The organism is Escherichia sp. WS3063, assembly GCF_046486595.1.
GTDB classification, from domain to species: domain Bacteria; phylum Pseudomonadota; class Gammaproteobacteria; order Enterobacterales; family Enterobacteriaceae; genus Escherichia; species Escherichia coli.
In genome coordinates this window covers 1-14,466 of record NZ_JBJQKY010000005.1, presented here as the reverse complement: position 1 = coordinate 14,466, position 14,466 = coordinate 1, and the positions used below count along the sequence as shown (strand labels likewise).

The 14,466-nt window shown below is 42.7% G+C and carries 20 protein-coding genes and 1 pseudogene; 11 read left to right on the top strand and 10 right to left on the bottom strand.

The genetic code is table 11. The features are described 5' to 3' along the window. Positions 1-4: 4 nt before the first annotated feature. Positions 5-658: a 23S rRNA pseudouridine(2457) synthase RluE gene (rluE, locus tag ACJHYW_RS06270; protein WP_061092663.1), complete on the bottom strand. Its 654-nt coding sequence runs from the start codon at positions 656-658 to the stop codon at positions 5-7. Positions 659-829: 171 nt separating this feature from the next. Between rluE and icd the strand changes: the two genes are divergently transcribed. Continuing rightward, complete coding sequence (gene icd, locus ACJHYW_RS06265; RefSeq protein ID WP_000444487.1) at positions 830-2,080, top strand: NADP-dependent isocitrate dehydrogenase; 1,251 nt, start codon at positions 830-832, stop codon at positions 2,078-2,080. Between the two features lie 102 nt (positions 2,081-2,182). On the opposite strand, the gene ACJHYW_RS06260 is transcribed toward icd, so the two are convergent. The 6 genes from ACJHYW_RS06260 to bluF form a co-directional block, all read right to left on the bottom strand. After that, positions 2,183-2,506: an anti-adapter protein IraM gene (locus ACJHYW_RS06260; RefSeq protein ID WP_000871297.1), complete on the bottom strand. Its 324-nt coding sequence runs from the start codon at positions 2,504-2,506 to the stop codon at positions 2,183-2,185. 258 nt (positions 2,507-2,764) lie between these two features. Beyond that, positions 2,765-2,809, bottom strand: a complete 45-nt coding sequence (locus tag ACJHYW_RS06255) for a protein YmgK (RefSeq protein WP_120795380.1) — start codon at positions 2,807-2,809, stop codon at positions 2,765-2,767. A gap of 236 nt (positions 2,810-3,045) precedes the next feature. Beyond that, on the bottom strand, positions 3,046-3,156 hold the full coding sequence (locus tag ACJHYW_RS06250) for a hypothetical protein (protein ID WP_032245944.1): 111 nt from the start codon (positions 3,154-3,156) through the stop codon (positions 3,046-3,048). A 52-nt stretch (positions 3,157-3,208) separates the two neighbouring features. Then, complete coding sequence (locus ACJHYW_RS06245) at positions 3,209-3,613, bottom strand: DUF1398 domain-containing protein (RefSeq protein WP_000373096.1); 405 nt, start codon at positions 3,611-3,613, stop codon at positions 3,209-3,211. Positions 3,614-3,833: 220 nt separating this feature from the next. Beyond that, the gene (bluR, locus tag ACJHYW_RS06240) at positions 3,834-4,565 is read right to left on the bottom strand and encodes a DNA-binding transcriptional repressor BluR (RefSeq protein ID WP_000332300.1); all 732 of its coding nucleotides are present in this window, start codon (positions 4,563-4,565) and stop codon (positions 3,834-3,836) included. A 204-nt stretch (positions 4,566-4,769) separates the two neighbouring features. After that, positions 4,770-5,981, bottom strand: coding sequence for a blue light-responsive regulator BluF (bluF, locus tag ACJHYW_RS06235; RefSeq protein ID WP_410233345.1), 1,212 nt, complete (start codon positions 5,979-5,981; stop codon positions 4,770-4,772). Positions 5,982-6,294: 313 nt separating this feature from the next. Here bluF and ycgZ point away from each other — a divergent pair, with 313 nt between their 5' ends. From ycgZ to ACJHYW_RS06200, 7 genes are all read left to right on the top strand, one after another. Beyond that, complete coding sequence (gene ycgZ, locus ACJHYW_RS06230; RefSeq protein WP_000554149.1) at positions 6,295-6,531, top strand: regulatory protein YcgZ; 237 nt, start codon at positions 6,295-6,297, stop codon at positions 6,529-6,531. 42 nt (positions 6,532-6,573) lie between these two features. Then, the gene (locus ACJHYW_RS06225; protein WP_000858023.1) at positions 6,574-6,846 is read left to right on the top strand and encodes a hypothetical protein; all 273 of its coding nucleotides are present in this window, start codon (positions 6,574-6,576) and stop codon (positions 6,844-6,846) included. Between the two features lie 28 nt (positions 6,847-6,874). After that, on the top strand, positions 6,875-7,141 hold the full coding sequence (gene ariR / locus ACJHYW_RS06220) for a biofilm/acid-resistance regulator AriR (protein WP_000888769.1): 267 nt from the start codon (positions 6,875-6,877) through the stop codon (positions 7,139-7,141). A gap of 112 nt (positions 7,142-7,253) precedes the next feature. Next, positions 7,254-7,502, top strand: a complete 249-nt coding sequence (gene ymgC / locus ACJHYW_RS06215) for a protein YmgC (protein ID WP_001330600.1) — start codon at positions 7,254-7,256, stop codon at positions 7,500-7,502. Between the two features lie 331 nt (positions 7,503-7,833). Continuing rightward, positions 7,834-9,357, top strand: a complete 1,524-nt coding sequence (locus ACJHYW_RS06210) for a cyclic diguanylate phosphodiesterase (RefSeq protein ID WP_001361381.1) — start codon at positions 7,834-7,836, stop codon at positions 9,355-9,357. A gap of 131 nt (positions 9,358-9,488) precedes the next feature. Then, positions 9,489-9,707, top strand: coding sequence for a cell division-associated protein YmgF (ymgF, locus tag ACJHYW_RS06205; RefSeq protein ID WP_001065862.1), 219 nt, complete (start codon positions 9,489-9,491; stop codon positions 9,705-9,707). A gap of 399 nt (positions 9,708-10,106) precedes the next feature. Further along, the gene (locus ACJHYW_RS06200; protein ID WP_000768535.1) at positions 10,107-12,755 is read left to right on the top strand and encodes an ECIAI39_1904 family autotransporter adhesin; all 2,649 of its coding nucleotides are present in this window, start codon (positions 10,107-10,109) and stop codon (positions 12,753-12,755) included. 57 nt (positions 12,756-12,812) lie between these two features. Here ACJHYW_RS06200 and ACJHYW_RS06195 read toward each other — a convergent pair whose 3' ends face one another. From ACJHYW_RS06195 to ACJHYW_RS06185, 3 genes are read right to left on the bottom strand one after another with little or no spacing between them, the layout of a single operon-like run. Further along, positions 12,813-13,148, bottom strand: coding sequence for a YmgD family protein (locus ACJHYW_RS06195; protein WP_000979980.1), 336 nt, complete (start codon positions 13,146-13,148; stop codon positions 12,813-12,815). A gap of 3 nt (positions 13,149-13,151) precedes the next feature. Next, positions 13,152-13,496 (bottom strand): YMGG-like glycine zipper-containing protein, encoded by a 345-nt coding sequence (locus ACJHYW_RS06190; RefSeq protein ID WP_000726974.1) that lies wholly within the window; start codon positions 13,494-13,496, stop codon positions 13,152-13,154. Between the two features lies 1 nt (position 13,497). Continuing rightward, complete coding sequence (locus ACJHYW_RS06185) at positions 13,498-13,671, bottom strand: hypothetical protein (RefSeq protein ID WP_000120097.1); 174 nt, start codon at positions 13,669-13,671, stop codon at positions 13,498-13,500. Between the two features lie 100 nt (positions 13,672-13,771). On the opposite strand from ACJHYW_RS06185, the gene ACJHYW_RS06180 reads away from it, so the two are divergent. From ACJHYW_RS06180 to ACJHYW_RS06170, 3 genes and pseudogenes are all read left to right on the top strand, one after another. Further along, complete coding sequence (locus ACJHYW_RS06180; protein ID WP_001330597.1) at positions 13,772-13,957, top strand: hypothetical protein; 186 nt, start codon at positions 13,772-13,774, stop codon at positions 13,955-13,957. Then, positions 13,918-14,037, top strand: a complete 120-nt coding sequence (locus ACJHYW_RS06175) for an ATPase (RefSeq protein WP_071987222.1) — start codon at positions 13,918-13,920, stop codon at positions 14,035-14,037. Before ACJHYW_RS06180 ends, ACJHYW_RS06175 begins: the two co-directional genes overlap by 40 nt. A 34-nt stretch (positions 14,038-14,071) precedes the next feature. Beyond that, positions 14,072-14,371 (top strand): annotated as a pseudogene (locus ACJHYW_RS06170) (autotransporter outer membrane beta-barrel domain-containing protein); the annotation flags it as partial. Between the last annotated feature and the right edge of the window lie 95 nt (positions 14,372-14,466).

The window sequence follows — 14,466 nt, the reverse complement described above, 5'->3', positions numbered from 1 at the left end:
GTCCTTAATCTGTCGCTTCTCGCCATTCGCCGTTGGCAAGATTATCCAAAGAGTAATCACCCATCGCATAGCGAATCAGTCGCAGCGTGGGGAAACCAACATGGGCGGTCATGCGGCGCACCTGGCGATTACGTCCTTCATATAAAGTAATCTTCAGCCAGCTGGTGGGAATACTTTTACGTTCACGAATTGGTGGATTCCGCGGCCATAACCACGCGGGTTCTTCAACCAGCTCCGCGCCTGCGGGCAGGGTAGGGCCATCATTTAAGGTTACGCCATTGCGCAAGGCTTCAAGTGCGTCTTGTGTGGGAATACCTTCCACCTGCACATAATAGATTTTTCCGGTGCGTTTACCCGGCTGGGTTAAACGCGCCTGCAACGCGCCGTTATTGGTCAGCACCAGTAACCCTTCGCTATCGCGGTCAAGACGACCTGCTGCATAAACGCCCTGAACCGGGATGAATTCTTTTAATGTTTTGCGTCCGGCTTCATCGGTGAACTGCGGAAGAACATCGTAGGGTTTATTGAACAGGATCACACGCGTGGGCTGGTTTTCAGGTTTACGCCTGGTAGAACGTTGCGAGCTGAATCGCTTAACCTGGTGATTTCTAAAAGAAGTTTTTTGCATGGTATTTTCAGAGATTATGAATTGCCGCATTATAGCCTAATAACGCGCATCTTTCATGACGGCAAACAATAGGGTAGTATTGACAAGCTAATTACAAATCATTAACAAAAAATTGCTCTAAAGCATCCGTATCGCAGGACGCAAACGCATATGCAACGTGGTGGCAGACGAGCAAACCAGTAGCGCTCGAAGGAGAGGTGAATGGAAAGTAAAGTAGTTGTTCCGGCACAAGGCAAGAAGATCACCCTGCAAAACGGCAAACTCAACGTTCCTGAAAATCCGATTATCCCTTACATTGAAGGTGATGGAATCGGTGTAGATGTAACCCCAGCCATGCTGAAAGTGGTCGACGCTGCAGTCGAGAAAGCCTATAAAGGCGAGCGTAAAATCTCCTGGATGGAAATTTACACCGGTGAAAAATCCACACAGGTTTACGGTCAGGATGTCTGGCTGCCTGCTGAAACCCTTGATCTGATTCGTGAATATCGCGTTGCCATTAAAGGCCCGCTGACCACTCCGGTTGGTGGCGGTATTCGCTCTCTCAACGTTGCTCTGCGCCAGGAACTGGATCTCTACATCTGCCTGCGTCCGGTACGTTACTATCAGGGCACTCCAAGCCCGGTTAAACACCCTGAACTGACCGATATGGTTATCTTCCGTGAAAACTCGGAAGACATTTATGCGGGTATCGAATGGAAAGCAGACTCTGCCGACGCTGAGAAAGTGATTAAATTCCTGCGTGAAGAGATGGGCGTGAAGAAAATTCGCTTCCCGGAACATTGCGGTATCGGTATTAAGCCGTGTTCTGAAGAAGGCACCAAACGTCTGGTTCGTGCAGCGATCGAATACGCAATTGCTAACGATCGTGACTCTGTGACCCTGGTGCACAAAGGCAACATCATGAAGTTCACCGAAGGCGCGTTTAAAGACTGGGGCTACCAGCTGGCGCGTGAAGAGTTTGGCGGTGAACTGATCGACGGCGGCCCGTGGCTGAAAGTTAAAAACCCGAACACCGGCAAAGAGATCGTCATTAAAGACGTGATTGCTGACGCATTCCTGCAACAGATCCTGCTGCGTCCGGCTGAATATGATGTTATCGCCTGTATGAACCTGAACGGTGACTACATTTCTGACGCCCTGGCAGCACAGGTTGGCGGTATCGGTATCGCCCCTGGCGCAAACATCGGTGACGAATGCGCCCTGTTTGAAGCCACCCACGGTACTGCGCCGAAATATGCCGGTCAGGACAAAGTAAACCCAGGCTCTATTATTCTCTCCGCTGAGATGATGTTACGCCATATGGGTTGGACTGAAGCCGCAGACCTGATTGTTAAAGGTATGGAAGGCGCGATCAACGCGAAGACTGTAACCTATGACTTCGAACGTCTGATGGAAGGCGCTAAACTGCTGAAATGTTCAGAGTTTGGTGATGCGATCATCAAGAATATGTAATCACTACATGTGTTAAATATTGTAACGGGCGTATAACACGCCCGTTGTTTTATTTATGTGGATATTATTAATATCATGTCGAGAATATTTATATGAAGACCATTACTTGAGCCCATATGGGCATATTTTTATAATGCAACTATTATGCAAACATTTATTTGTTATTTTGCTTTCTCCTGGAGGACACTCTTGACTGCTTTTGAGTAAACTCCATAAATCCTTGTTGAATGGTGCGATGTTATAAATAGTAATAGGATATTCTTTATCCTTAAGGATAATACCATACTTAACCGGTGTAAATATACTTCCAGGAGGGAGAAATATAGTAGATTGATACCAGATGATCATTTTCATATCACCCCATATGGCTGAAAAAGATATGCCGCATGTAGGTTGAATTACCGTGTCAATTACTATCCACTTCATTTGTTATGTCTTATCCCACGGTGCTTAATATAATTCATTTGGATGTTCATTTCTTGATTTTGCATATGTGTATATTACTCCCAAAAAAATAAATTAATTAAAAATTAATGTCATTATCTATATAAAACAAAATTTAAAGCAAGGAATCTCAATAGAGATTAAACAAAATGAGATTTAGTGAAAACATTAAATTATTCACTTCGTTTTAGATTTGTTTAGCTAAAATGTTATACATTCAAATGACTGAATATTCTGTAATTAAAACATAGCCTTTATGCTACTTTGAGCCAATTTGCTAAACATTATGGTTGGCCTTTTAATATAACGATAATGATGAATATAAGCATGACCTGAGAATAAGGTTTCAATTTTTTAGTTATATAGGAATGGTTAAACCCGTTCCTGACTAAAATACATATAATCGGATGATGACTAAACCAAAACACATGTGCGTTAAGTATTGAAACGGGCGTATGGCACGCCCGTTGGTTTTATAAATATGTTAACCGTTATAAAATAACGTATAGAAAGTCAAGTGATCACATTTCAAATATCAAGTTGATAGTATTGATCTGGTGATTATTTATGGGTGGCAATAAAAAGACAGTATTACTCATCCATATGAATAGTCTCTGCACTTTTATTTCCATTATGCTAATGCCTTACTGAATTATGAAGCATTTTTTAAGCATCCAACTTTAGCTAGATTAATGGTTTATTGTTTTCTACATCTTCAATATATAAAAGCGTATTATCAATGGCGTAGTAACTGCGTTTGTTATGATTAACATCAGTAACCCACCGGAAAACGCCCGCGTCTGCCAGTGTTGAACAGTATTCCCGAAATGTAGATTTTCCGCAAATATGAAGCAATGCGGCCTCTTTTATTTTAGCAGGGTTCTTGGTCGTACTAACTTTTAACAGGTTCCTGGTTCCTCTTAATAACAAAACCGTGTCATCGTGAGTAATAATTCTGATGTTATCCGTAGCTAGATAATAAATGTAATGTGCAATACGGTGATGTTTTAATTCTGAATAAAACCAGGAGAAGTTTTGCTCTTTTCTCACTTGCTCAAACATCTTTTGAAAAACAACGACCTGATCCATCAGGATAATAACCTCTTGTTAGTTGTGAGACTGCGTAGTGTGCACGATCGGTTTTACCACTTCAATCTGGTCTGTCCTTTGGCTGTGATATGTACAAAGTGTGAAAGGGGGATTACCTGAATTCTCCCGGTGAGCATTTTGTAATGGACCAGCTCCGGTACAAACGCTGTTGTGGGTTCAGATTATAACATTCTGTCTAAGGGGCGGGATAAAGGTGAAATTAGGGGGCATGGAAGATGACTTTATAACCTTGCTCACCCCAGTGTTGTAAAAGTTCGTTTTGCCTTCTCGTTGGTGCCATGCCTGTCCAGACAATTAATGTTTGCGTCGGGAACAGTTCCGGGCGCGGCGATTCAATGGGATCAGCAAGAACAGAAATGTGCCATCCTGACAATGATAAACGCCATGCTTCCAGCCACAATCGTGCTCTCTCTTCAACATTCCACGCCATCAGAATGGCTTCTTTACCGGGCTTACGGCGCATTTCGAAAAGCGAGGCTGCTGCGTATTCAATTAATGCGCCGTCAAACATACTGCTCATAATGCGGGAGGTGTTGTGATCAAGCACGAGACGCTGGCGAACAGGAAGGTAAACATGATTAATCAATTGATCTACTGGGTACTCTCGGCCCAGTGAAATAATTCTCGCGCGTAGTTTGGCAGGATTAGCCATACGAAGAATTGACATCATCTCTTCTTGCAGGCGGCTCCAGTCATCTTCCGTATCCTGGCTGGTGGTTTCCAGTAATGCTTTAACTTTGCCTACAGGGACGCCATTACTTATCCAACGCTTGATCTCTTCGATGCGTTGTATGTCTTCTTCATCAAAGAGTCGGTGTCCGCCTTCACTGCGCTGTGGTTTTAACAAACCGTAGCGGCGTTGCCAGGCCCGGAGAGTGACAGGATTAATCCCGCAACGTTCAGCAACATCACCAATGCTGTAATAAGCCACAATTCCTCCTTGCGGTCACAAATCTCCGTCGCCTGTACACGACCCAATAATACTTTGTACAATATACGCTAAAATTGTACAAAGTATAAATAAGATTTCAGCTAAATTGAATGAAACATTATTTTTAATGTGGATTAAATTTAAACATAACGTATTCATTTTCACGATGATTTTCAGAAATCATACGAAATAATGTGCTGGAAATTATTTTTTCTCCGGCCACGCAACTGAAGGGATACCATTCAATTTAGCTTTCGCAAACAGATCTCCCTGAAACATCTCAATTCCTGCAGATTCAAGCCACATCCACTCTTCTGGTGTTGTCACACCCATAGCAGAGACTTGAATTTCAAGTGATGTACAGCATTTTATGATCGCTTGAATAATTGCCTGCCGTGGCCCGCTTTTATGAACATTGGTAATCAATTCCTGACTGATTTTAATTCTGTCAGGCTGGAAGCGTGACAGGAGTAACAAACCGGCAAAACCTGCGCCAAAATGATCAATTGCTACACTGATACCGGCAGCCTTAAGCGATTTAATCGCTTCTGCAAACTCATCAAACCGAGATATGACTTCACTTTCAGTAAATTCAACGATGATTTGTTCAGGCACCAGAGCATTGGCCTTTATTTCATCAAGTAAAAAAGAGACTGCGTCAGGTTCGTTAACCAGGGTCATAGGTAATAGATTGATTGAAATCATTTTATCACCGAGCTCAAGTGCGTGTGCCATCGCGAATGCAAGCGCCTTACTTTTGAGATCCGCTGTATAGATTTCCCCGTCTTTACGCTGCCCAACCGCTATAGCTGATGGGCTATCTTCATTTTTTTGCACAATGGCTTCAAAAGCGATTATCCGCCGCGATAAGGGATCGACAATAGGATGAAAGGCAAAGTGGTCGTTTATAGTTGGTGAAAGGGTACAGGAATCAAGTTCTTTATCAGATCCGTCAGCGATAAAAAGCCAGGAGTCTTCGGCAGGGATCTCGAAATAGGTTGCTTGTTCGGTTGCAAGGACAAAAGTACGAAAAAATTGCAGCGCTCTGTCATCATAAGTTAGCTGAAATTTTGATGTGCCTTTGTCGAATACGGCCTGTAAAACGTCATCTCGCTCGTGCAGGCGCAAATCAAATAATTCCATTCCCGCTTTGCCAAAACGGCGAGCAGGCGCGTAATCGCACATCAGCTTAACAATATTATAGTGCCGTGGATCCTGGCATATAGCCCGATATATCATTTTAACCTGTTCTTCCGGACCTTCCAGAAGCTGGAAAAAATGAGAACCATTAAACAGTAAGATCCCTGTTACGTCAGACTGCATGTTCCTGCGATTTGCTATCGAAACCATTTCTTCGATTTTTTTGACAGGTTCGTCGTCACGTATATGGCTACGATAAATAAGGGTGGTAAGCATTAACTGTCCAGGGTAATGGGAGAGGCGAGAGTAAGACGGTAACAGACATATCTTCCGGTGTCTTTCTTTTAATACCAAAACATAACTGTTTCTTTACATTGATAAAAAATGGAAAAAGTTGAAGATGAGTTGGCGAAAATTCTTGTATAGGTTGTTATTTAAATGATGCAATATTTTTTATCATAACCTGTTGTTTTGTATGTATTAGCACTAAATGCAAAAAATTAATTTATCATTTTGTACACATATTTCGTACAAGTTTGCTATTGTTACCTCACTTAACATTGATTAACATTTTTAACAGAGGCGTAGCATGCATCAAAATTCAGTGACTTTAGATTCTGCGGGAGCAATCACTCGTTACTTTGCAAAAGCTAACTTGCCTACTCAGCAGGAAACTCTCGGGGAAATTGTGACTGAGATTTTGAAAGATGGACGTAATCTGAGTCGAAAGTCGCTTTGTGCCAAACTTCTAGGCAGACTGGAACAAGCGACAGGGGAAGAGGAACAGAAACATTATAATGCACTAATTGGGTTGCTTTTTGAATAATGCAACAGCCTGATTATTTAACAGGTTAGCTATGAAGTCGTTATGAAGACATCTGATAATGAAAGTACAAAATATGAAATTACTGGCCAGGCGGTGCTCCAGATACTGCGCATGAAGATAAATTTTTCGTTGCAGACTCTTATTAAGCAATTACTCGTAATGAAATCTGTTGAGGAAAATGCTTTCCGACGAGATTTAATTGACAGCATAATTCGTGATTTTAGTAACAGTGATACAGGAGGGCCAAACAGAAGAACAGCGATAACTGACAATAAAAGTATTTTCAATGGTAAGAAAATAAACAGAATACATTAAAATTTCATAAGTAAGATGAGAGGTTACTATGCTTGAAGATACTACTATTCATAATGCAATAGCTGATAAAGCGTTATCAAGTTACTTTCGCAGTTCGGGTAATTTGTTAGAAGAAGAGTCAGCTGTGTTAGGGCAGGCTGTCACCAATTTAATGCTTTCAGGCGATAATGTTAATAATAAAAATATTATCTTAAGTCTGATACACTCCCTGGAAACAACAAATGATATCCTCAAAGCTGATGTGATCAGAAAAACACTGGAAATCGTGTTGCGATACACAGCGGATGATATGTGACTTTTAATTATTAAGTATAAATTTATAGAAAACTCATTCATCTTATTTTTGTCTGTCGCTTTAGACTATACACAGCATAATTTTATTGGGTTAATATTTCTACGAGGCTGACATGAATAATTCAATCCCAGAGAGATTTATTTTGCAATGTGCTTTGTTTAAAAATCTCGAGAGGGAGGTGTTCATGACGCATGGGTATGTTGATAGTTATATTATTGATCAGGCTTTACGCTTGCGTTTAAAAGATGAAACCAGTGTGATTCTTTCTGACCTCTATCTGCAAATATTGCAGTACATTGAAATGCATAAGACTACACTAACGGATATCATTATTAATGACAGGGAATCCGTGATCTCTTAGAACTTGAGTAAGGTTATAGAATAAACATCAGCTGTATTACCATGCTGGTGCAAAGTGAGCATTTCAGGCGTTATGCTTTCTTAATATGTCCGCAATATCAGGTGTCAAGAATGGAGAGTTCTCGCTCTCCATTCTTGACACCTGATATCCCGCCTAATTTATTTTATCCTATCTACATTATGCTCAATAATTAATGGGTTAGATCAAGATGGAGAAAATTTTATCTTCGGCGTGGATATTTCTTATGCTCTCTACCATGCTCTCTGTAGATGCCAGCGCGAGCGAATGAATGGCATTTTCATGTATTAAACCCTTTGGCCGGGACAAGCAAATGCGCAATACACTCATACCCATCCTCGTTGCGATATGCTTGTTTATAACCGGTGTCGCTATTTTGAACATCCAGCTCTGGTATTCCGCAAAAGCAGAGTACCTGGCGGGAGCGAGATATGCCGCCAACAATATCAATCATATACTTGAAGAAGCGTCACAGGCGACTCAAACAGCGGTTAACATTGCCGGGAAGGAATGCGACCTCGAGGAGCAATATCAGCTTGGCACTGAAGCAGCTCTGAAACCTCACCTGCGCACAATCATCATTCTCAAACAGGGAACGGTCTGGTGTACATCCTTACCGGGGAATCGGGTCCTGCTGTCTCGTATTCCTGTTGTCCCGGACAGTAATTTACTGTTGGCTCCGGCAATCGACACCGTTAATAGATTACCTATCCTGCTCTATCAGAGCCAATTTGCAGATACGCGCATTTTGGTTACGATAAGTGATCAGCATATTCGCGGGGCGCTTAATGTACCCTTGAAAGGGGTAAGGTATGTATTACGCGTGGCGGATGACATTATTGGACCTACGGGTGATGTGATGACGCTTAATGGACATTATCCCTATACCGAGAAGGTTCACTCCACAAAATATCATTTCACTATTATCTTTAACCCGCCACCACTCTTTAGCTTCTACAGACTTATCGATAAAGGCTTTGGGATATTGATATTTATTCTGTTAATCGCCTGCGCCGCTGCTTTGCTGCTTGATAGGTATTTCAATAAAAGCGCAACGCCTGAAGAGATCCTGCGACGGGCTATAAATAATGGGGAGATCGTCCCTTTTTACCAACCTGTGGTAAATGGTCGGGAAGGGACATTGCGGGGAGTTGAGGTGTTAGCCCGCTGGAAACAACCTCACGGTGGATATATATCACCCGCGGCATTTATTCCACTTGCTGAAAAATCCGGATTAATCGTTCCGCTTACGCAAAGCCTGATGAATCAGGTTGCCAGACAGATGAACGCTATCTCGAGTAAACTGCCGGAGGGTTTTCATATTGGAATTAATTTTAGCGCCTCGCATATTATTTCGCCGACGTTTGTCGACGAGTGCTTAAATTACCGTGACAGTTTTACCCGCCGCGATTTAAACCTCGTTCTGGAAGTCACCGAGCGTGAGCCATTAAATGTTGATGAAAGTCTGGTTCAGCGGTTGAACATTCTGCATGAAAATGGTTTTGTCATCGCGCTGGATGATTTCGGTACTGGCTACTCAGGGCTTTCTTATCTGCATGACCTGCATATTGATTATATCAAAATTGATCACAGTTTCGTTGGCCGCGTCAACGCAGACCCAGAATCAACCCGAATTCTGGATTGTGTATTGGATCTGGCGCGTAAACTTTCGATCAGTATCGTCGCTGAAGGTGTCGAAACGAAAGAACAACTTGATTATCTGAACCAAAATAATATCACATTTCAGCAGGGTTATTATTTCTATAAACCTGTTACATACATCGACCTGGTCAAAATTATCCTTTCTAAACCGAAGGTGAAGGTTGTGGTTGAGTGAAAATTGATCAGCAAGGCCATGGTGCGGTGTAATTATAGACAGCTAATTAGCTCGTTGCCTCTTGTTACTATTGTTCATTATTTTGTTTGCTATAATTGTTTGAAAGTTTTGACAGGATTGCCATTAGTAGCATGAACAATAGTAATAATCTGGATTATTTCACTCTCTATATCATCTTTTCCATTGCATTTATGCTGATCACTCTCCTGGTCATCCTTATTGCAAAACCCAGTACCGGGCTGGGAGAAGTGCTTGTGACGATAAATTTGCTTAATGCCCTTGTTTGGCTGGCGATCAATCTGGTTAATCGATTAAGGGAAAGACTCGTCAGCCACAGGGATCAGCACTAAACTTTCAGTTTCTCACTGTCAGTATGCGGCTGAATGGGTTGCTGGCAGTGAACGCCTGGGTCATTGAAGGAAAGGTATTATTGCGCAAATAGTTGTCAACCCTGGTGTTATCACAGTTGTTTTTATATATCATCGAAATAATTCCAATGGCAACTATTAATAATTTTGATGTCGAAGAGTTATTTGTTAAACAAATTCGTCACTCCAAAGTGATCAATGTCATGAAAATAAGGTGAAAAATGATAATGCTGACTTATTTATCATTTATGTATTGTCGCTGTTTATCTATTTAAATTTCTTGTGCTTTTGTTTTTGTCTTTACCCTCCGTTTTGGTAATCTGAACTCATAGGTTATTTGACCAGGAATGTTTGTTAATCCAATGAATGGATGGTTAATCTATGAAACTGAAAAAACTCCCCGGGTTTAGTTTGGGACTTATTGCTTTGGCGGTGGGTAATGCATATGCTGAACAGTTTATTCAGTACGATGAATATAAACATGCTGTGGCAATAAAAGATGGAGAAGTAAAAGATATTGATAATGCGCTAGTTATAACAACGGGTAATGGAAGTTACGGGGTATCTGTTGCAGGAGAGGGTAGCAATTTAACCATTAACAAAGGCGTCATTGTAACAACGGGTGGTTTATATCCTTCTGGCAATAGTCCTCTAAGCACAGTATATACAGCTAGCGCAGTCGTAAGTGAATATGGCGGTGCAGTTATTTTGCAGGGTAATAATACGATTGTCACAACGGGGGATTACTCAATTGGTTTGCTAAGTCAAACGAATGGAAACCTGAATACTGATACCATAATAAGAGTCAACACTGACGGTTCGGTTAACCCCCATTTATCTGACGAAGGTAATACTTTTATTGTTACTGCGGGTAATCACGCAGTCGGCGTTCTTGCTTGTGCATCTCCCGGAAGCGCGCGTGCGTGTGTATCTTCTCTTGATGAAGAAAGTACTGCCGATACAGGAAGTAATGAAAATAACGCCAAAGCAAAACTGGATATGGCAAAAGGGGAGATAACAACCCACGGAACAGAAAGTTATGCCGCTTACGCTAATGGCACTGTCGTCAAGGCGGGTAGCAAGCTTGATTATACCAATGCCAGCGTTACATTAACCGATGTTGATATTACCACGCATGGGGACAATGCTCATGCCATCGCTGCTCGCCAGGGGACTGTTTCATTTAACCAGGGAGAAATTCATACAACGGGTCCTGACGCCGCGATTGCTAAAATTTATAATGGCGGCAAGGTGACGCTGAAAAATACATCTGCAGTCGCGCATCAGGGGGCTGGAATTGTGCTGGAGTCTTCCATAAATGGTCAGGAAGCAACGGTAGATATTTTATCTGGTAGCTCACTACGGTCAGCAAATGAAATCCTCTACAATAAAAATGAGACGAGTAACGTGACCATTACGGATAGTGAGGTATCATCGGCTGCAGATGTTTTTATTAATAATATTAAAGGTCATTTGGCCATCGATGCATCTAATTCAAAAATAACGGGTTCAGCCAATCTTTCAACAGATGATAGCACTCATACCTATCTGTCGCTTTCAGATAATAGTACCTGGGATATTAAAACTGACTCAACGGTGAGCAAGCTCACGGTTGACAATAGTACGGTCTATATTTCCCGGGCAGATGGAAAGGCTTTCGAACCAACAAGATTAACAATAACTGAAAATTACGTTGGTAATAATGGCATATTGCATCTCAGAACTGAATTGGGTGATGATAATTCAGCTACGGATAAAGTCGTTATTAATGGAAATACCTCTGGAACAACCCGAGTTAAAGTTACCAATGCTGGCGGCAGCGGGGCTTACACGTTAAATGGGATAGAGATTATCAGCGTTGAGGGGGAATCAAATGGGGAATTTATTAAGGATTCGAGGATTTTCGCCGGTGCCTACGAATATTCATTAACCCGAGGTAATACCGAAGCGACCAATAAAAACTGGTATCTGACTAACTTCCAGGCAACGAGCGGCGGTGAAACAAACTCCGGAGGAAGTTCAGCGCCTACTGTTGCGCCTACCCCCGTTCTGCGCCCCGAAGCTGGAAGTTACGTCGCCAACCTGGCAGCCGCTAACACTCTTTTTGTTATGCGTCTGAACGATCGTGCAGGTGAAACGCGCTACATCGATCCTGTAACTGAACAGGAGCGTTCAAGCCGACTTTGGCTACGTCAAATTGGCGGGCATAATGCCTGGCGTGACAGCAACGGACAGTTGAGAACGACCTCGCATCGCTACGTCTCGCAGTTAGGGGCGGAGCTGTTAACCGGTGGTTTTACCGACAGTGACAGTTGGCGTTTGGGAGTGATGGCTGGTTATGCCCGCGACTACAACTCAACTCATTCCAGCGTGTCGGATTATCGTTCGAAAGGGAGTGTCAGAGGCTATAGCGCAGGGCTGTATGCCACCTGGTTTGCCGATGACATCAGTAAAAAAGGCGCATACATTGACGCCTGGGCGCAATATAGCTGGTTTAAAAACTCGGTGAAAGGAGATGAATTAGCCTATGAATCCTATAGCGCGAAAGGTGCAACCGTCTCGCTGGAAGCGGGTTACGGTTTTGCCCTGAATAAATCCTTTGGTCTGGAAGCGGCGAAATATACGTGGATCTTCCAGCCACAGGCACAGGCTATCTGGATGGGCGTCGATCATAATGCGCACACGGAAGCCAATGGCTCACGTATTGAGAATGACGCAAATAACAACTTCCAGACCCGACTTGGTTTCCGCACCTTTATTCGTACTCAGGAGAAAAACAGCGGTCCTCACGGTGACGACTTTGAACCTTTTGTTGAAATGAACTGGATCCATAACAGTAAAGATTTTGCTGTCTCAATGAATGGTGTGAAAGTCGAACAAGACGGGGCGCGTAATCTGGGGGAAATTAAACTTGGCGTAAATGGCAACCTGAATCCGGCGGCCAGTGTCTGGGGTAATGTGGGCGTGCAGCTGGGTGATAATGGCTACAATGACACCGCAGTGATGGTGGGCCTGAAATATAAGTTCTGATCCCGCCATTAGCTAAAAAACCGCGTCGATTTCATCGACGCGGTAACATATTAAATATTATTTTTTGCCGATAGTACGCATGGTGTCATCAATTGCCGTGATCAACAGCATTTGCGGGTCTTTAGCGCAAACCTGATTCAGTTTTTCTACCACTTTGGCGCTCAGTTCCGGAGATTGCTCAATTTTTAAATCACGGCTGGCAACGCTGGCATTACCCATTACCGCAACAATTTCTGCAACCTGTGCGCTGTCAGTTTTTGCCATTTCGTTGGCTTCTGCGCAAGTAATATAGGTTTCTGACGGCAAACCGTTTTTAATATTGTAGTCCTGCGCCCAGGTCATTGGTGCGAAAACAAACAGACCCGCCAGTAAAGCAAATTTTTTCATCATCATTCCTTATTTCATTTTACCCAGAATTGCACCACCCGTACCGCCAATCACGGCACCTTTAATCGCCCCTTCGAGGCCATTTCCGGTCAGAACGCCAGTGACAGCACCAACGGCGGCACCCACTTTTGCACCTTTACGCGCATTTTTACCGTCGCGGCCTTTTTCTGTTACTGCACCAACACCAGCGCCAACAGCTGCACCTTTCAGTACGCCATTAACACCATTGCCAGTAAGTAAACCAACGCCTGCGCCTAGCAATGCACCTTTCGTGGTGCGATTCATATCCGCCATCGCTGGCGTGGAGCAGAACAATGCTGAGATAAGCCCGAAGGCAAGTATTTTTTTCTTCAACTTAGATGTCCGGTATTAAGTAAGTTGCACACACAATAATTTCGTCTTCAATTAAGATCGGCTTAACTAAAGAACGCTCGCTATTATTCAGATAATTCAAAATGAGCGTGACTGTGATGATAGGAATTATGTTTTTTACGGGAATAAGAATAATCTCAAATGAGAAATAACTCATTGATTGACAATATTTTTATTCAAGAAGTGTCATTGAGTGTTAATACAATGTTGTAAAGGTAAGATAATCTGATTTATGAATATTATTGTGTGATTTTTATGTGAGCAGAAAATATTCATCAGCAATGATTACATTAGTCATTTTATTTTGTCGACGGCCTCATTGTCGAAAAATAAGCGTACAACAGTATTATCAGAAAAGAGTGATTTTTTATCCAACTACACTTCAGCGCACTGCGTTTAAAAAATGCCTCTTTCTTATGCGGGATATCATTATTTCATCATGATGTCTTTGGTGAGCGGTGAACACAATACACTTGCGCTGTCTCTTCAGGAGCAATCCCCTGGTCTGGTGCCTGCGGGCTGATGTTGCAGCAGAGCTAAGGTCGCTTAGACGCTACTATCATTTATCCAATGGCATGGAATCGAAATTAGTCGATACCCGCAGTATATATCGTGAACTGGGCGCAACGCTGAGTTACAACATGCGTCTGGGGAACGGCATGGAAGTTGAGCCGTGGCTGAAGGTGGCTGTGCGCAAAGAATTTGTCGATGATAACCGGGTGAAAGTGAATAATGACGGTAATTTTGTCAATAATTTGTCGGGCAGACGTGGAATATATCAGGCAGGTATTAAAGCCTCATTCAGCAGTTCGTTAAGCGGGCATCTCGGGGTGGGGTATAGTGTAGTGGTCAAGTAATATTGGCCACGGTTTTACAGTAAAAACGGTATCTGTTCTCTGATTCTTCCGGCGTCAACCCACCGTTGTAATGGTGAGGCCTGACGCTATTGTAA